This is a genomic window from Gardnerella sp. DNF01189 (assembly GCF_049244195.1).
Classification (GTDB): Bacteria; Actinomycetota; Actinomycetes; order Actinomycetales; family Bifidobacteriaceae; genus Bifidobacterium; species Bifidobacterium swidsinskii.
Genome location: NZ_CP058385.1, coordinates 602292 through 616790, shown reverse-complemented (window position 1 = coordinate 616790; position 14499 = coordinate 602292). Strand labels below are relative to the sequence as shown.

22 protein-coding genes are annotated in these 14499 nt (G+C 46.1%); 5 read left to right on the top strand and 17 right to left on the bottom strand.

Translation table 11 applies throughout. The annotated features are described in order from the left end of the window. Positions 1-38: 38 nt before the first annotated feature. Entirely contained in the window at positions 39-1169 is a 1131-nt protein-coding gene (locus HXT41_RS02570; RefSeq protein WP_244261705.1) for a terminase, read from the bottom strand. After that, positions 1159-1683 carry a hypothetical protein gene (locus HXT41_RS02565; protein ID WP_012914320.1) on the bottom strand — a complete coding sequence of 175 codons (525 nt, stop codon included), beginning with the start codon at positions 1681-1683 and terminating at the stop codon, positions 1159-1161. The genes HXT41_RS02570 and HXT41_RS02565 overlap by 11 nt, the downstream gene beginning before the upstream one ends. Positions 1684-2734: 1051 nt before the next feature. On the opposite strand from HXT41_RS02565, the gene HXT41_RS02560 reads away from it, so the two are divergent. The 5 genes from HXT41_RS02560 to HXT41_RS02540 all read left to right on the top strand — a co-directional run bounded on the left by HXT41_RS02560 (position 2735) and on the right by HXT41_RS02540 (position 5776). Next, positions 2735-2938 carry a hypothetical protein gene (locus tag HXT41_RS02560; RefSeq protein WP_288231155.1) on the top strand — a complete coding sequence of 68 codons (204 nt, stop codon included), beginning with the start codon at positions 2735-2737 and terminating at the stop codon, positions 2936-2938. Between the two features lie 10 nt (positions 2939-2948). Beyond that, the gene (locus tag HXT41_RS02555; protein WP_288231156.1) at positions 2949-3254 is read left to right on the top strand and encodes a hypothetical protein; all 306 of its coding nucleotides are present in this window, start codon (positions 2949-2951) and stop codon (positions 3252-3254) included. A gap of 170 nt (positions 3255-3424) precedes the next feature. Next, positions 3425-3994 carry a hypothetical protein gene (locus tag HXT41_RS02550; protein WP_288231157.1) on the top strand — a complete coding sequence of 190 codons (570 nt, stop codon included), beginning with the start codon at positions 3425-3427 and terminating at the stop codon, positions 3992-3994. Between the two features lie 37 nt (positions 3995-4031). Beyond that, on the top strand, positions 4032-5069 hold the full coding sequence (locus HXT41_RS02545; RefSeq protein WP_288231158.1) for a hypothetical protein: 1038 nt from the start codon (positions 4032-4034) through the stop codon (positions 5067-5069). A gap of 380 nt (positions 5070-5449) precedes the next feature. Beyond that, positions 5450-5776 (top strand): hypothetical protein, encoded by a 327-nt coding sequence (locus tag HXT41_RS02540; protein WP_288231159.1) that lies wholly within the window; start codon positions 5450-5452, stop codon positions 5774-5776. 734 nt (positions 5777-6510) lie between these two features. Here the strand turns inward: HXT41_RS02540 and HXT41_RS02535 are convergent. The 15 genes from HXT41_RS02535 to HXT41_RS02465 all read right to left on the bottom strand — a co-directional run bounded on the left by HXT41_RS02535 (position 6511) and on the right by HXT41_RS02465 (position 14379). Further along, positions 6511-7131 carry a hypothetical protein gene (locus tag HXT41_RS02535; protein ID WP_288231160.1) on the bottom strand — a complete coding sequence of 207 codons (621 nt, stop codon included), beginning with the start codon at positions 7129-7131 and terminating at the stop codon, positions 6511-6513. 179 nt (positions 7132-7310) lie between these two features. Continuing rightward, the gene (locus HXT41_RS02530; protein ID WP_119522664.1) at positions 7311-7577 is read right to left on the bottom strand and encodes a hypothetical protein; all 267 of its coding nucleotides are present in this window, start codon (positions 7575-7577) and stop codon (positions 7311-7313) included. Beyond that, positions 7567-7944 (bottom strand): hypothetical protein, encoded by a 378-nt coding sequence (locus tag HXT41_RS02525; protein ID WP_288231161.1) that lies wholly within the window; start codon positions 7942-7944, stop codon positions 7567-7569. Before HXT41_RS02525 ends, HXT41_RS02530 begins: the two co-directional genes overlap by 11 nt. A 220-nt stretch (positions 7945-8164) precedes the next feature. Next, positions 8165-8989 (bottom strand): hypothetical protein, encoded by an 825-nt coding sequence (locus HXT41_RS02520; protein WP_421788788.1) that lies wholly within the window; start codon positions 8987-8989, stop codon positions 8165-8167. Between the two features lie 638 nt (positions 8990-9627). Next, entirely contained in the window at positions 9628-10032 is a 405-nt protein-coding gene (locus HXT41_RS02515) for a hypothetical protein (RefSeq protein WP_012914309.1), read from the bottom strand. After that, the gene (locus HXT41_RS02510) at positions 10029-10358 is read right to left on the bottom strand and encodes a hypothetical protein (RefSeq protein WP_012914308.1); all 330 of its coding nucleotides are present in this window, start codon (positions 10356-10358) and stop codon (positions 10029-10031) included. Before HXT41_RS02510 ends, HXT41_RS02515 begins: the two co-directional genes overlap by 4 nt. Continuing rightward, a complete protein-coding gene (locus HXT41_RS02505; protein WP_147396499.1) occupies positions 10355-10699 on the bottom strand; it encodes a hypothetical protein in 345 nt (114 codons plus the stop codon). Before HXT41_RS02505 ends, HXT41_RS02510 begins: the two co-directional genes overlap by 4 nt. 10 nt (positions 10700-10709) lie before the next feature. Further along, positions 10710-11207, bottom strand: a complete 498-nt coding sequence (locus tag HXT41_RS02500) for a single-stranded DNA-binding protein (protein ID WP_119522672.1) — start codon at positions 11205-11207, stop codon at positions 10710-10712. Next, positions 11207-12106 carry a phage recombination protein Bet gene (gene bet, locus HXT41_RS02495; protein WP_421788787.1) on the bottom strand — a complete coding sequence of 300 codons (900 nt, stop codon included), beginning with the start codon at positions 12104-12106 and terminating at the stop codon, positions 11207-11209. Before bet ends, HXT41_RS02500 begins: the two co-directional genes overlap by 1 nt. Continuing rightward, positions 12099-12629 carry a hypothetical protein gene (locus tag HXT41_RS02490; protein WP_119522676.1) on the bottom strand — a complete coding sequence of 177 codons (531 nt, stop codon included), beginning with the start codon at positions 12627-12629 and terminating at the stop codon, positions 12099-12101. Before HXT41_RS02490 ends, bet begins: the two co-directional genes overlap by 8 nt. Beyond that, complete coding sequence (locus tag HXT41_RS02485) at positions 12622-12933, bottom strand: hypothetical protein (protein ID WP_421788786.1); 312 nt, start codon at positions 12931-12933, stop codon at positions 12622-12624. Before HXT41_RS02485 ends, HXT41_RS02490 begins: the two co-directional genes overlap by 8 nt. 11 nt (positions 12934-12944) lie before the next feature. Then, positions 12945-13103 carry a hypothetical protein gene (locus tag HXT41_RS02480; protein ID WP_288231165.1) on the bottom strand — a complete coding sequence of 53 codons (159 nt, stop codon included), beginning with the start codon at positions 13101-13103 and terminating at the stop codon, positions 12945-12947. Beyond that, on the bottom strand, positions 13093-13431 hold the full coding sequence (locus tag HXT41_RS02475; protein WP_119522680.1) for a hypothetical protein: 339 nt from the start codon (positions 13429-13431) through the stop codon (positions 13093-13095). The genes HXT41_RS02480 and HXT41_RS02475 overlap by 11 nt, the downstream gene beginning before the upstream one ends. A gap of 249 nt (positions 13432-13680) precedes the next feature. Next, positions 13681-13893 (bottom strand): DivIVA domain-containing protein, encoded by a 213-nt coding sequence (locus tag HXT41_RS02470; protein WP_119522682.1) that lies wholly within the window; start codon positions 13891-13893, stop codon positions 13681-13683. Positions 13894-14085: 192 nt separating this feature from the next. Further along, positions 14086-14379, bottom strand: a complete 294-nt coding sequence (locus HXT41_RS02465; RefSeq protein ID WP_421782643.1) for a helix-turn-helix domain-containing protein — start codon at positions 14377-14379, stop codon at positions 14086-14088. Positions 14380-14499 lie beyond the last annotated feature (120 nt).

The window sequence follows — 14499 nt, the reverse complement described above, 5'->3', positions numbered from 1 at the left end:
TGCTGGGGGGTTCTCAAGCCATAACTCATGTTTTTTACTCAATCTTGATACCCCCCATAAGCTTCAGCCCACTGTGCTTCCTCAATCCAAGCTCCAGCACCTTGAACAAGACGATTGCCAAAAAAGCGTTCCGCTTGCGATGGGTCAGTCTTAAGCAAGCTAGCTGCTTCAGCTTCAATACTGTCCAAATCAACCCAAGGCGAACCCTTATATACGTATTCAAGGATTTTGCGGCGTTCACTACGCTTCAAAAAAGACATCAAAGAACCATCTTCACGTCTCAACTCAGGAGCCAAATCCGGATTACGATAAAACACAAAAACGTCAGGGTCACCACTCTCGACAATCTGCTGAGCGTAGCTATTCTCAGTAGGGTCATAAGCGTTCGTCCACGCGTGAGTGCGCCCACCCATACCAGCCGCGCCGCGCCGCTGAGTCTGAGCAACCTGCACCATGCCATTAGAAGACGTATATAAGCCAGCTTCATCCTGTTCAGCGTCAGTAATAGGATTACCCAAACGACTACGAGCAGAAGAAGTAACAATATCAATACGGTCAAGGTCAGCCGCATCACTCACATCACTATCACCATTAAGCACACGAATAAAACCCTCACGCACACGCAAACGTTCCTTCAAAGAGCCAAGCAAAACCATAGCTTTCAAAGGACGATACATGTTAAGTACCTGGTCTTCACTGTTAGCAGTCAACTGAATAAGAGGTGATGGTTGAGGTCTACCCATAGGTTCGCCCGGCAAGTACGCATACTCAAAACCACAAGAACAACCCCAATCAGAGCAACGGTAAACATCTCCCTTTTTCGCCCAACCGTTAAAAACAGTAGGGCCAACAGCTTCAGCAGCAACAAATGCCGCTGCGCATGGACCTTTACCAGTCTTCTGAGGAGCAACACACAATGTTTGGCGATACGTAAACGCTTGATTCAAAACCATAGGATTATCAGTCGTGACCTCTTCAGGCGGCACGAATTTAGCATCCTCGCGAATACGCCAACGGTTCGCTGCCAACCAAAACTGCCAGTCAGCAAGCACAAATGGCTTACCGCGATTAAAGCCATCAGGTTGTTTGCAATGCGCTTGAATCCACGCATCAATAACATCAGCAAGAGTAGGAAAATCAACATGCCAATTATCAGAACTAAGCATCATCACCACCACGCATACGACGAGGTAACACGCGAACACCATCAATCACACTCAAATCGCGAGCAGAATCAACAACGGAATCACGGCGAATACTCCAACCAAAACCAGCCATAGCAGCTTCACTAAGACCAATGCGATCAGCAAAACGCGGCAACAAGCCACGGTCAGCAGCACTCGCGCCAGCCTGCTCACAAATCACAAGCTGACGCGCATATAAAGCAATCTCAAAAAACATGTAAGAATACTCAGGCATACTCCAAGCTTCAGCTTGTGGCAAACTCCACAAATGTCTCCAAACAGTCTTCTCGCGACTAGCAAAACGCTTTTCTCCATTAGTATCCCTAACTCCTTCAGAATCAACAACACGAAACTGCGGCAAGGGGAATTTAGGGATTTCGCCAGCAAAACCATCAGCGGAAAGTACTAGAGCTTTAACTCCTTTTCGCAAACTATTGCGCGAATGTGGGTCAGGCGCGGGACCACTGCGAACTCTAGCTCCACCACGTCCAGAACTCATAAAACCTCCAAAAATGCTAACGTTTCCAACGATTTTTGCCGGATGGCGACACTCCCGGGATTTTTAGAGAAAAGGTAGGGGTAATTATTAAAGTAACACTCTCTTAAATGCTGAAAACGTTGAAAATAAGCCATTCTTGCCAAATCTTTTGAACCCGGCGCAACAAAAAGAGAGTTAGGCAGCGCTTTTGGAAATCGATACCCAATACCCCTATCCCCTACCGATTTTTGGGGTATTTGGGGGGTGTTTTTTGCAAACGTTTGCAATGTCTTATGGGGTGTTTATTGGTATCTCTGTAGCACGGCTCCTGCTGGTCTTGTGCGCGCGGTTTTGATGTCGTGACATCTTTTGCACAATGCACGCATGTAGCGCAAAGAATTAGGATTTTTGCCTTCTGCGATAAGCTCGAAACGCTCTAAAGGATAGTGATCAGCGATTGTGGCTTCTTGTGTGCATAATCCTTTGTGTGCTTTGCATCCTTCGCATTGACAGTAAGGATGAAGTGCGAGGAGCTTGGCTCTTGCTTTGCGATGTCCTGCACTAGTGTAGGGCTTTGCGTTGGTGGTGTGTCTTAGCTTCTTTAGGCATTTGGGGCATGCTCGGGTGGTGGGGGGGATGAGGGTGGGGCAGCCTGGGGTAGGGCATGGCTTGAGCATGGGCGTGCCTCTTTCTATATATAGGGTGTGTGAGTGAGTGGGGTTGGGGTGATAAAGCTTTTTCTTTGTGGCTTGTGTGCGCTTTGCTTTGCTTTGCTTTGTGTGTGTGGGTGTGGTGCTAGGGGGGGGCTAGGGGGCTAGTGGAGTTGTAATAGGTGGGTAGTGCGCGGCGTTGCTCTGCTTTTTCTTTTTTAGGGGTGGCGATGGGTATAAGAAAGGGGACGGCATAAAAGCCGTCCCCTTTGTTGGTTCGTTATAGGTATGATTATCGCTTTGCTCTATGCTATCATGTGGCGGGTTTGAACGCGACACGCTGAGGTTGACTATAGTCAAGGGTGTGCGTATAGTATAAAGCGTCAACACAAAGAGCGAAAGCTCAAAACAAGGAGATAAAAATGGTTTTGATGATTCAGGCTCAGGATTTCTGCGCTATTCTTTTTGCGATGAATGTTGCTTATTTTATGGCAGATGCTTTTAAGACAGACTGGAGCGATTGGCGCAAAGCCTTGCGTGGCGTTGTTTCTCTTTTCTGCGCTCGTTATTTGCCGATGATGGTTCTTCTGGCTGTTGCTTTTGTTAACTGCCCTGTTGTGTGCTAGGGGGTGCGAGATGCAAGGGATTGAAGATTATTGCAGTGACTTAGAGCGCTACATGGAAGGTGAATTTGAGACCGATGCGGACAGCTTGGAATGGATGGCTAGTGGCGTGAGCGTGTATGCGGAAAGGCTGGCGCGCGCTCTTAAGACTTCAAAAAATTCACGTAATTCGCAGATTCGCCCGATTTGGGAAAAGCTTTTCTTTCTTTCTCGGTGGGTTTTGAGGCATCCGGAGAGTGTAGCTGATGAAGAGGTAAGGGGCACGATTCTTTTTGCGGTTGCGCAAGTGTATCAAGCTATCGAGTGGGAGCTTATGTAAGAAGTGCCGTGGCGCGTCATTGTCAACAAGGACGACAAGGAAAGCTCGCCCTTCGCGTCACGGCTTTTCTACCTTATCACGCGACACGCTGAGGTTGACTATAGTCAAGGGTGTGCGTATAGTATAAAGCGTCAACACAAAGAGCGAAAGCTCAAAACAAGGAGATATTAATGAACAAATACGAATACGCTTATATTATGAAGGACGAGCTAGAGAATACTCTATGGCTTGGCGCACCTCCAATGAAAACTTGCCTTCCTCTTGCGTGGAGCGATGAGCATAATGGATTCGGCTATGAGATGCTAGGCTTTGCACGTAGGGTCACGGAGTGGTTGCCTGTAGATGTTCCGCCTGAGTATATCAGGTGTAGCGGTGGTGAGCATTGGCTCGCGACTGAGGACGGCTTCAGCTTCAATGGCTATAGTTATTTACTCAGAGAGCAAGTGTGCAACGCATGGGCTGCTATCATGCCACAACTCGCACTAGCAGCGTGCGCAGAGTTACGCGACATAATCGCAGCGCATGGCTTGTATCATCGTAGCCATTTTGTAGCGCCTGATTGCCTTACTTTAGACAATGGCGTTGTTTTACAAAAAGGCGAAAGATTAGACGAAGAGAAAGCAGCGCTCGCAGCAGTGGAGGCTTTTTATAAGAAGCTACAAGATAAGGGAGATAGTCTTTTTTCTAATGAAGAAGGCGACGAGGAAGAGCTGGCTGCGGAAGCTAAGGCACTTTTTTAACAGAGTAGTATAAAAGTAAAGCAAAAAGGAGCATAAAATGATTGATACAAGCATTAAAGTAAAAATGGTTACTTTAGATGACCTTAAGGATTTGGAGTCCGCACCTGATGAAAAGGCTTTTTACAAAGTCATTAAAGATAGCTGGAAGCTTACCAATGCGACCGACGGTCTTTATCTTGAAAATATTGATTATACTGCTGAGGGCTTGAGTGAAGAGGATTTAGCAGCTTTCTTAGGGGTTGATATTAGCGCGTATGGCGACGACAGCGAGGAGCGCGCGGCGTTGCAAAACGACTTGAGCGACGCGTATCAGATGCGCGAGGATGAGGTTGACGCGCGCGTCTGCTGGCTTGCGCGTGATGAGATTATCAGTGAGACTCGTGATATTTTCAAAGAGTCCCACCTTTACGCAGAAGAAGATGACACTAAACACTTGCGCTATATCAAGCCTGCAACGTACGAAGAAATGGAAAAAGCTGGAGTTAAGACTACTAAAAACGCTCTTCGCGAGGTCGGGTACGCAATTGAGCGTTTAGCGCCCTTGCCTTTAGGTGAGGAATCCGCAGACACCACTATTACAGTGGCTTTAAATGACATTAAGCTCGTGAGCAAATATACAGAAGAGGAAGTGTGGAACGCCGCGATGCGCTTTAGTAACTACTGGTACTTTACGAAGTACACTGGGGATGACATGCCTGTGCTTTACATGACCGACTGGGGCGATGAGCTGCGCAGAATTGTATATTACTGGCTTGAGGATTGCGAGTGGGCAGACGACGTAGACGATTTGGACGATAAAAAAGGCAATCTGCCTTCTTTTGTGTCTTTCTTACAAGGTGATGATTTTGAGCGCGTATACAGTAAAGCTGACCTTGAAAAGCACTCTTTAGAAGATAACGCCGCGCAAGTACTAGGCTACGCGCTTGATAGCTTTATTAAGTGGGCACAAGAGCAAGAGCAAGACAATAGCACTTTGCAAAGTCTTAAAACGCGCCTTGCTGAAAATAGCGCGCTCGCTTTTGATAAGGCTTTTCGCACAAGCCTAGCCGAAGAATTACAAAAACTTTTAAAATAGCAAAATAGTGTAAGTGCTGCACGTGTAGGCGTGCGGCACTTTAGCATATCAAAAGAAAGGACAAAAAATGCGGATAAATGCAGCTTATAAGGAAGGACTCAAAAGGATTTTAGAGACGAGCGACATGTCGCGCGTACGGCAAGAATGGAGGGATTGTGTCTTTGGTCGTAAAGAGGTAGCGTTTTATATTTTGCCTATAGGTAGAGAGCGCGCAGCGGTCTGCTAGAGCAAAAATGCGGATCATAAAAAAGCGCATCATAGAAGAAAATCGCGCGGCTTTTGAGCGATGCTATAAGGCGCAAGAAGAGCTAGAAAGGCGCGCAAAGCGATACAAGCACAAGTAGAGACGGACGCGCTAGAGTACTGGGAGCCAATGTGCGATGAGTAACTACGATTTTAGAGCAAAAAAGGACGCACCTTGCTATTTAACCGTGCGTGACATTGCTATCTTTATGGATGTCAAGCAGCGTGTTGCTGGTCAGTATTTGACTGATGCGCGCATGAATTACAGGCGCGGCGCGGTGAAGCCGTCAGACATGCCGCTACCAGATGCTTTAGCAGGGTTTAAACGTCAGACACCACTATGGCGTTATGATACTATCCGCGAGTGGCTGGCGCGCCGTCCGTATGCGCCCGTGTGCTTGCCCGTGTCTGAGGTTGAGGGCTTAGCATTGCTGCGTGAGCTTAGTGAGGACGCGAAGGATTAGGGGACTTTCCGATGGCTCTTTTCGCTTTTATTGATAATGAGAATCTTCTCAATAATCATGTTTTTTGCAAACGTTTTCAGTTATTGATAATGATTCTCATTAACAATAAGGCGGATTTGGGGTTTTGAAGGGCTTCATAATTTATTAAAAAAATATATGGCATAATCTCACGAATTTTTGTGCGAAAATTTTGGATTTTGATTTGCTTTTTCTTTTGCCACGTAATGCTTTGACTGGTTATTATGGCTGCGTTCTGTGTCGTGCTGTACTTTTGATAAACGAGCGAGTTTAGGGTAAGCGTACTGTTTTTACTATTGTGTCTTGTCTTGTATGGCTTTGGTTTGTTTGCGTGAAAAGTTGTTGCATTTTTAACAGTTAGAGTATTTGTTAAGTGTTTTCTAGTATTGCTTGTTGTTGGGATCATAAGCTACGTTCGCATGTTAAGGCTGGGGACGGTGGGGGGAGAGTGTGGGGTGTAGTGAACCCCTAATGTTTCCAACGGTTGGGTGCGTTGGTGGTATTGGCGCGTTGGTGTGGCATTTAGAAGCTAGTGGCGCATACGTTAAAGGCTTACTGGCTGATTGGCGCACTGTTTTAGAGTGTGATGTGGGCGAATTATGTAATTTTTTGAATGTTTAAAATTCAGTAGTTTGTTTAGGATTGTTTTGACTAAAGTTTTCTAATGTTTTGATAATGGGTTGTTGTTTAAACGTTTTTGTGCTGTTTGTAGTGTGTTAGCACTGTGAATTGTTCGATGGCTTGTATATATGACCGGGGTTTTTCTTGACTTTTTTTGGACTTATTCCAAGACCCCCCCTATTGTTTTTGAGTGCTTTTTTAGCTTTTGTTACCATGTCCGTCACAATACTACTACAACCGCAATGTGCGCACGTGTAGGTTCTATCCCATGTGTGCGCCGCGGCTGGCATGTTACATTTCGGGCATACCCCTATAGGGTGTTTAATTTCGTCCGGGGTCGTGAGCGTATCATAATCACGCTCAATGGCTTGCCATTCTTTCAAGTCGTAGACTGCCGCCGGCAACTGCGGAATTTTTTTCACGTTTTGCACCATCAACCGTAACACCGGGTTAAGCGGCAACTGCGCGTAACGCGCATCAATCTGACCAAGCACAACACAACACTGTGCATGGATACGGTCAATGAGATTCAACGCGCGAGTGTTCAACGGCATTGGTGGAATACCACGCGACGGAGTATGACCAAGGTGCGTGAGCCTAACCTGCTTATAAGCGATTTGACGCACGATAGTAGTCTGCGCTGGCAACGCGCGGATTATTTTCGCGTAAGTGTGGCGGCATTCGCGGCATAGTCTGCGTTCACTACTATCGTGCATTCGTTTCCTTTACTATTTTTTCTTATCTTCGATTGGATTATTGTTTTCATCGAGTCGTAGAATACGTTGCCCGAGTTCGCTGTGTGGTTTGCAATGGAGCAAGTCGTAGATCCAAGCAACGAATCCAAATATCATCACTGCGATGAATAGTATTATGCTGATTACCATTATTGTGCCCATCATGAGCTGTTCCTTTCTTTCTGTTTATTGATGCTCTTCTTATTGTACTCTTCGATGCTTTTATTTACTGTATCTTGCCATTGTTTTAGCGCGTGCGATGTCCAACACCATGGATTATCGAGTGCTTTCTCGTAGCTATTGCCGTAGATTAAGCATAGTGGAATGCTTATGTATTCGCTTGTTGCTTCGTTGTGTAGAATTGTGGGAATATTTTGGTCGATTTGAATGGCTTCCCTGAGCATTTTCAGCCTATCGTCATCCAACATTTTTTGCGTCCCTTATCATTTCTTCTAACGCGGCAATAATCTCATCTGTGGCGTCGTAGCGCATTATAATGCCTTCCCACACTTTGTGGGCATTGCTAAAATCTTGTTTACTGAGAATTATAAGTTTTCTTTTTATTGTTCGGCGAAGTATGTGGCTTTTTGTGATTGGCTTGGGAATTATGCCATTGGCTTGTGCGTCTTTTGCGCATGCTAACGCTTTTTCTAGGTCTTTGATGCCGTCTTTTTTCTGCCAACGGAACACGTATTGTATGACTTGCGCCCAGTCGCCTGAATAATAGCGGCTAATGTCAAAGCATTCAAAATGTGTTTCACCGTCATCATACTTGTAATAATCTGGCGTGGTCATAATTCTTCTCCTTATTTCGTGTGGTTTGGTTCTTCCAGTGGCATGTTCGGGTTACTGTATCCGTAGTCTTGTGTAAGGTATTTGCGGATTAGCGCATCGTACGCGTCCAAGTATTGGATTGCACTGTCTGGCGTGCGTGGCGCTATCTCACAGTACGCTTGACTTAAGCGCTCACGCACGCGCTCAATTGTCTTATCTTTCTGACTTACGTTTACTACCATTATTGTTGTTTCTTTTCTGACTGTTCGTCTAGTACTTTGATTATTTGTTTTTCACGCTCGCTTAGCTCCCATTTTGTTGGGTGCTCTGAGCTTGTGCAGCCTTCTGTTAGAGGGCTTTGTTCGCATTGCTTGAGTCTTTCCGCGGCTTTACTGCTAATGAAAAAGCCCCCACCGTAAATACCTTTTTTAGTTGTGGCTTGAGCGTCTAGTGTTTTAATATGCCACGCTTCACTGCGTTTTAATGTAAATGTTTTACGATGGCGCACGCACATGTTTATTCTGGCTGTATATGCAACATTTTCTGGGTACTCGTATTTAATAAGCTGCTTTAATTTGGTGCCTGACTTTTTTTGAGTCTCCATAATTCTGCGTCTTAAGTCTGGCGCGGTTTCGATAAGATTATCGCCAAGATTAGTCACAAGGCTCGTGTTCACAACTGCGCCATTATGGTACTTAATGCGCGCATCAGCAACAACATAGTTCACCACATTGTCCGTTGAGCTGAAAAGCGTCAGCGTTGGCGCGAAAAGCACAAAATCAACATTATGCGTGATATAAAAATCTTTAATCTTCCTCAGAATACTAAACGGCGGATTATCAATAACCACACAACCTTCCGGATACTCTTCCGCCTCATAGTCACCACCGGGCTTAAAAGGTCGCAAAATAGTACGCCCCTGCAAACCGTATCTTTCAACCGCCCAATTCTTAATAATCTCATAGATTTGCGGCGGCGTGTAACAGTCGTCTGTGGTTAGTTTAGGCTTGAATTTTTCAACAAATCCATCATAGTCCGTTAATTTAGCTTGTACTGCGTTCATCATTTCTCCAGTATGTTTATTGTTTTCCAACTACTATCCAGCATGGTTCGCCATGCGCTTGTTGTGCGTATGCTTTCCATGATGCGCTCGCCGTTGCCGCGCAACCGCCATGTGACTACTTGTGCGCGCGCGTTTGTCACGCCTTGCAGGTAGTCGTGGACGATTTCACCGTTGGTGCGTATGGCGATTACGCTCGCGCCGTCTAGGTCGCTCGGGTGCGTGTATCCTAGCGCGCGCAATGCTCGCGTTAGGTCTAGCGGTGGTTGCTGAATATTGTTCTTTTCCATTCTTCTGCGGTTGTCGTGTTTTTAATTATTGCTTTTATCTGCTGCTCTGTTAATCTTGTTTGTTTGCATATGTAGCTGAGTGACATTCCGTCCGCATACCATTTGCGTATTAGATCAGTCATCTTTTTTACTACCATTTGCTCGCCTTCGCTCGCTGTGTGCTGCCTGTTAATTTGTTCATGTACTGTTTTAAGTCATTGCTTGAGTACAAGTCGTTACTTGTGCTTAAACGCTGACACAAGTAGGTTTGCATTGGTATTGTAGGTATTGCGTGAGGTTGCCCGTACCTTGCCCATATTGGGATTGCGGTTGTGTTGTGCCCTCCGGTGATTACTTGTGTTAGGTGTTGTTTTTTCATTTCTTGTTTTCCTTGTTTTCGTGTGCTTCTTCGCACCAGTAGTTTGCTTCGTAAATGATGCTTACTAGCATGTGTAGTGGCATTGTCACGTACTGTTGCCCGACGGTTTGCGCTGTGCTTATGCCTACGCCGCGTTTCTTGTGTATTACCGCATAGTAGGGTGCGTTATCGTTGGTGGCTTCGGTTTCAGCTTCGCGCATGTATTCGGCTAGTCGCATGCGGTTTTCGTTTTTGCATTCGAGTACCATGCGGCTGCCGCAGAATGTTACGCCGCTGATGTCGCCACGGTCGCACGTACCGTTTAAAGCGCGACGTTCGATAGTGTCATCGCAGAGATTGTTTTGCAAGTATTCTACGATTGCGCTTTCAAACGCCGTGCCTTTCTGTTTCTGCCTGCTCATTCTTCGCAGTCCTCATGATTAGCGATAGCGAAAAAAATTGCGCACTGTTTTTCTAAAGCATCTTTCACGTTTTCTGGCAGCCCGGCAAAGTTAGGCGAATTGGTTTCGTTGTCGGTGGAGGTTTCGTTTGTTGCGATTGCTTTTATCTGCTTATACTCTTCTTTTGAAACGTACGCCGTGTAGTCAATTTTGTATGCGACGTTGTATGGTGAGCGAATTTTTGTTAGGTTGAGTCGTGGATTGTCTTTTGGCTCTATGCTGGTTTTTAGTATGTCCAGTACTTTGTCAGCGTTAATGGCATCGATATAGTATTCGTTTACTTTCATTTCTTGTTCTCCTTTTTGTTTGGTATAAAACGCATTTCTACGACGTATTCGCTCATGCATGGTGTTATGCGCGCTTCGTAAACTCCTCCGCGTGGCTTGCGAAATGCTGCGACTCCGCCGCGTCTTACTCTTGATGCGAGTGTGCGCGCACTACCTAAAGGCATTACAGCGATTTGAACCCATTCGGTTGGTGTTTGACGGCTTTTTTTAGCTAATTCTGCGTATTTGCCGCACGCGCGTTTTACTCTCGTACTCTTACGATCATGTGTCAAAGTTGGTTGCGTTACGGATATTTTGCCGGTGAAGAGGATTTTGAATCGTTGACCTAGTGTGAGTTTCATTTTTTGCATCCTAGAATTCCGGGTCGGGTTCTGGGTTCCCCCATGGGTCTTTGCTTGGTGCGGCTTGCGTCCACGCGTTGGCTTGTGGTGCGGCTGATGCTTGTGCCGTTTGGGGGGTTGAGCCTGTAAAGCCTGTGCTTGTGCTTGTTTTTGTGACTTGGCATGTGGCGTATCGTAGGCTTGCTCCGATTTCGTCGACGGTCATTTCCACTACCGTGTGCTTCGTACCTGTTTGGTCATCGTAAGTGCGCTGACTGAGCCTACCGGTTGCGACTACTCGCATGCCTTTGGCTAGGCTTGTGGCAATGTGTTCTGCCAAGTCTCGCCATGCTTGGCATCGCATGAACAATGCGGCACCGTCTACCCACTGATTCTGATTTTTATCGAATGTGCGTGGGGTGGATGCGATTGAGAATGTGGCGACGGATGCGCCGGTTGATTGGATCATGCGCAACTCAGGGTCTGAAGTTAGGTTGCCTACGATTGTTATTGTGGTTTCTCCAGCCATTACTGTTCCTTTTCTTTTTGTTGTTGTTCGGCTAGTTCTTGAGTGCGTTTCGTGCTTTGCTCACGTACCCACGCACTAGCTTTTTTAATTACAGTCTCACGGTTTGCGATTAGGAATTCTGCTTCCTGTTTTGTCGGTGGAATGTGAGCTGCGTGTTTCAAATAGTTTATTGCTTTGAGCTTGTCGCGGATTCCGGCTTCTGCAAGCATTGCGAAAATCTGTTCTCTCTGCTCTTGTGTCGATATTTGCGGTCTTCTGTGGCTTATTGTTTCTGCTTGCTGTTGCGCGGACGTTTCAACAACTGTTGGCGCGGACACATCCTCAGCTCTGCTCATTTCGTCGTCCGTGTAAATGCCACTCATATCTGATGGGAACGCTTTACGCAACGCTAACGCTTCAGCGCATTTCGCTATCATTAAGGCTGGCTTTGATGACCACATGCCGCTGAGTTTGCCGTTGTATATTGGCGCGTATTCTTTGAAGATTGCTACGGCACTGAATACTCCGCCGCCGCGCTTGACGCTTACTTTTGCGGCTGATGGTGGTTCGGGGGATAACCACACGTCATGCCATACGCCGGTTTTATCAGCCCACAGTGTGTCACTCATGCTGAAAACTTCGTGGCATTGTTGCGCTACTCTGTGCGCGATTGCACGCAAACCGTCAATGCCGACTTGAATCGTCTGCTTGGTCTCGTAACCGTTAGCTGTTTTCTGTTTGCGCCCTATCATGTAGATTTGGCGGCTGAACGGGTCTAAACCGGTGCGCTTGGACTGCGTGAGGAAAATAGCAAGGTCAGCCTGCGTAACATCGTTTGATACGCCAAGCGTCTTGAGCGCGGCAACCTGCTGCTGCGTCCAGTCGGTTTGGTCTTGAGTAATAGTAAGTTCACTACTCATTTTTGCCTGCTTCGAGTTGTAGTGTGACTGGGTTTATGATGCCCTTGAGTTCGAGTGGTGAGTTAGCATAGTCACGGTCTAATTTCACTGTCGTGACTGAGCCTCTACCATTCTTGTATTCGACACCTTTAGGGATCTCTCCATCGTGAGCGCGAATTAGTTCGTCGAGAAAGTCTGGCGTACAAGCTTCGGGGCATGGCATTATTGTTGTGTACCATGCGTCGCGCCCGTCATCTAAAGTCCATTGAATTTGTTTGAGGATTGCGGCGTAGGCTTTCGGGTCTTTCACAATGTAGTAACCTTCACTGCCTTTGCTTATGCTGATTGTTCCTACGGTTTTGTTGTTGAATCGTAGTTCGTCACTGTCGCCTGAGTTTCTTTGCCGCTTGTACTCATCTTTGGCTTTGTCTAGTGTTTCTTTGATTCGTTTTTCCCACTTGGTTAGTGTGGCGATTAACGCGTATAAGTCGTGGTCGCTGAGGTTGCTTAATTGTTCTTCCAAGTCTGTGATTTCTTTAGTCATTGTTTGCTCCAGTTAGTTTGCGGATTATTCCGTTGACGCGTTGTTTTACTTCGTACCACTTGTTGAGCGCGTCATCTATCGCATCTATAAGCCAAGCGTGCTCATCATCGAATTGTTTATCGAGTTCGTGCCACTTGTCGAGTGCGTCTTCGTATTTGCGTTTGGCTTTGTCGAGTTCAGCTTGGGCATGTGTGAGTGGCTGACATTTTGCTCGTGCGGAATCGTATTCTTTCTGTAATTGCGCGTGTTTTCCGTCTGTTTTTTTAAGCTGTGCTAACGCTTCATCTAGCTCTGTGCTAATCATCGTTCCCTCCTTTAGTCGATTAGTAGGTCGAGTAGTTTGTTGTAGGCTTTCTGGTATTTCTGCGTGTAGTATTCGATTACGCCGCTTTCGCCTATCTGGTTTTGGTGCTGCTGTTTTAATGCTTTACGCATTTTCTTCGCCGCTTTGAGAACGCGTTTCTTATTTTTCATTCGGATTAACACTCGCTTCCAGCGTTAAGGCTATTTGATAGGTTTTGCAAGTTTCTTTTATCTCTTGCAATGTTTCAGCGCGCGCGTCTGTTTCGTCCGGTTTTAGGTTGATAAATTTAACGAATTTTTTAACGCGTTCCATTTTCATGTAGTCGGCAAACATTCTGATTTTTTTGCTTAATGTTGCGTAAGCGAATTCTGAGTTGCATTGTAGAGGGTGGGGAATGGTTGCTTCTAGTTCTTTGAATGCGTTTGTCATCTCGCCTAGTGTTTTGCCAGGCGTGTCACATGTTTCTACGAATGCTTTTAATGCTTCGTCCGTTGTCATGATGTTGCTCACTTTCACCACCATGCCTAACTATTGACATAAGCAACAACAGCACTAAGAATCACGCTAATTAGCTCAAGAATAGCCGTGAATACCATGTATATTCCGCATGGGAGTAACCAGCCGTCTAAAGCGTGAGTGAACGCGGTGCTAATGCATACTATGGCGCAGAAAATAGTAGGAATAAGCGCGAAAATTATGTGTGCGAGAATTTTCTCGTATGTTGGTTTGTTGCTCATTTTTTATACCTCAGATTGTTTGTGGGATTGGAATGTTATGCGCTTCAAGCAAGCGTTTCATAGTAAGCAGTGCCGACTGCAGTTCGACGCAGTGCGCGCCAACAACTTCGATAGTGCGCGCGCAGTTGTCGAGCAACCGGTCGGTTTCTTCAATGTCGTATCCTGTGCCGAAGAAGCGCGTGCTTATTTGCGCGTCTCGGACTTCTTGTGGTGTTATGAGCATTAGTTTTCCTTTCATAATGGGGGCATGATGCAGCTTGACGAGTTTAAGTACATGGAGCGTCCCCCATTCATCATGCCCTTTGTGCGCGTGCGAAGAGTCGAACTTCGCACCTCTAGCGGCTTGAGTAACCAGAAACGGTACAAAAAACTGGTTGCTGTCTTTTCTAGAGTGCCGTTTACGCGCTTAAAATTGTTATTTGATTGGTTTGCCGAGTTGTTTACTCCACCAGTCTTCTATGCTTTTTGCGTCTATTAGGTAGCGTGTGCCGCGCCCGTTTGTATCGCTTGTGGCTTTGATTTTTCCGCGCTGAATTAGTTCACGCGTTTTCAACTCGGTCATGTTGTAGGCTTTGGCGAATTCGCTGATGGTGTACGCTTTTTTAACTACTGTTCGCTGTTTGATTTGTTGCTCGAGTTTGTCGAATCGTTGTTCAAGTTTGTCAAAACGATGGATGATGTCTTTGATTGTGTACTGTTTTTCACACATTGAATGTCTTTCTGTTCTATGTATTCGTTGTAAACGCTTAAGCTGGCGGTAACGCCTATGAGGATGAGGAAGAAGCCGATGGGTAGGTTGATACTGTCTATTTGATCGTGTACGGTTTCG

Bases quoted from the DNA above. Each gene is read 5' to 3' on its own strand.
- HXT41_RS02570 (WP_244261705.1), bottom strand. From the start codon at position 1,169: ATGATGCTTAGTTCTGATAATTGGCATGTTGATTTTCCTACTCTTGCT.
- HXT41_RS02565 (WP_012914320.1), bottom strand. From the start codon at position 1,683: ATGAGTTCTGGACGTGGTGGAGCTAGAGTTCGCAGTGGTCCCGCGCCT.
- HXT41_RS02560 (WP_288231155.1), top strand. From the start codon at position 2,735: ATGGTTTTGATGATTCAGGCTCAGGATTTCTGCGCTATTCTTTTTGCG.
- HXT41_RS02555 (WP_288231156.1), top strand. From the start codon at position 2,949: ATGCAAGGGATTGAAGATTATTGCAGTGACTTAGAGCGCTACATGGAA.
- HXT41_RS02550 (WP_288231157.1), top strand. From the start codon at position 3,425: ATGAACAAATACGAATACGCTTATATTATGAAGGACGAGCTAGAGAAT.
- HXT41_RS02545 (WP_288231158.1), top strand. From the start codon at position 4,032: ATGATTGATACAAGCATTAAAGTAAAAATGGTTACTTTAGATGACCTT.
- HXT41_RS02540 (WP_288231159.1), top strand. From the start codon at position 5,450: ATGAGTAACTACGATTTTAGAGCAAAAAAGGACGCACCTTGCTATTTA.
- HXT41_RS02535 (WP_288231160.1), bottom strand. From the start codon at position 7,131: ATGCACGATAGTAGTGAACGCAGACTATGCCGCGAATGCCGCCACACT.
- HXT41_RS02530 (WP_119522664.1), bottom strand. From the start codon at position 7,577: ATGTTGGATGACGATAGGCTGAAAATGCTCAGGGAAGCCATTCAAATC.
- HXT41_RS02525 (WP_288231161.1), bottom strand. From the start codon at position 7,944: ATGACCACGCCAGATTATTACAAGTATGATGACGGTGAAACACATTTT.
- HXT41_RS02520 (WP_421788788.1), bottom strand. From the start codon at position 8,989: ATGATGAACGCAGTACAAGCTAAATTAACGGACTATGATGGATTTGTT.
- HXT41_RS02515 (WP_012914309.1), bottom strand. From the start codon at position 10,032: ATGAGCAGGCAGAAACAGAAAGGCACGGCGTTTGAAAGCGCAATCGTA.
- HXT41_RS02510 (WP_012914308.1), bottom strand. From the start codon at position 10,358: ATGAAAGTAAACGAATACTATATCGATGCCATTAACGCTGACAAAGTA.
- HXT41_RS02505 (WP_147396499.1), bottom strand. From the start codon at position 10,699: ATGAAACTCACACTAGGTCAACGATTCAAAATCCTCTTCACCGGCAAA.
- HXT41_RS02500 (WP_119522672.1), bottom strand. From the start codon at position 11,207: ATGGCTGGAGAAACCACAATAACAATCGTAGGCAACCTAACTTCAGAC.
- bet (WP_421788787.1), bottom strand. From the start codon at position 12,106: ATGAGTAGTGAACTTACTATTACTCAAGACCAAACCGACTGGACGCAG.
- HXT41_RS02490 (WP_119522676.1), bottom strand. From the start codon at position 12,629: ATGACTAAAGAAATCACAGACTTGGAAGAACAATTAAGCAACCTCAGC.
- HXT41_RS02485 (WP_421788786.1), bottom strand. From the start codon at position 12,933: ATGATTAGCACAGAGCTAGATGAAGCGTTAGCACAGCTTAAAAAAACA.
- HXT41_RS02480 (WP_288231165.1), bottom strand. From the start codon at position 13,103: ATGAAAAATAAGAAACGCGTTCTCAAAGCGGCGAAGAAAATGCGTAAA.
- HXT41_RS02475 (WP_119522680.1), bottom strand. From the start codon at position 13,431: ATGACAACGGACGAAGCATTAAAAGCATTCGTAGAAACATGTGACACG.
- HXT41_RS02470 (WP_119522682.1), bottom strand. From the start codon at position 13,893: ATGCTCATAACACCACAAGAAGTCCGAGACGCGCAAATAAGCACGCGC.
- HXT41_RS02465 (WP_421782643.1), bottom strand. From the start codon at position 14,379: ATGTGTGAAAAACAGTACACAATCAAAGACATCATCCATCGTTTTGAC.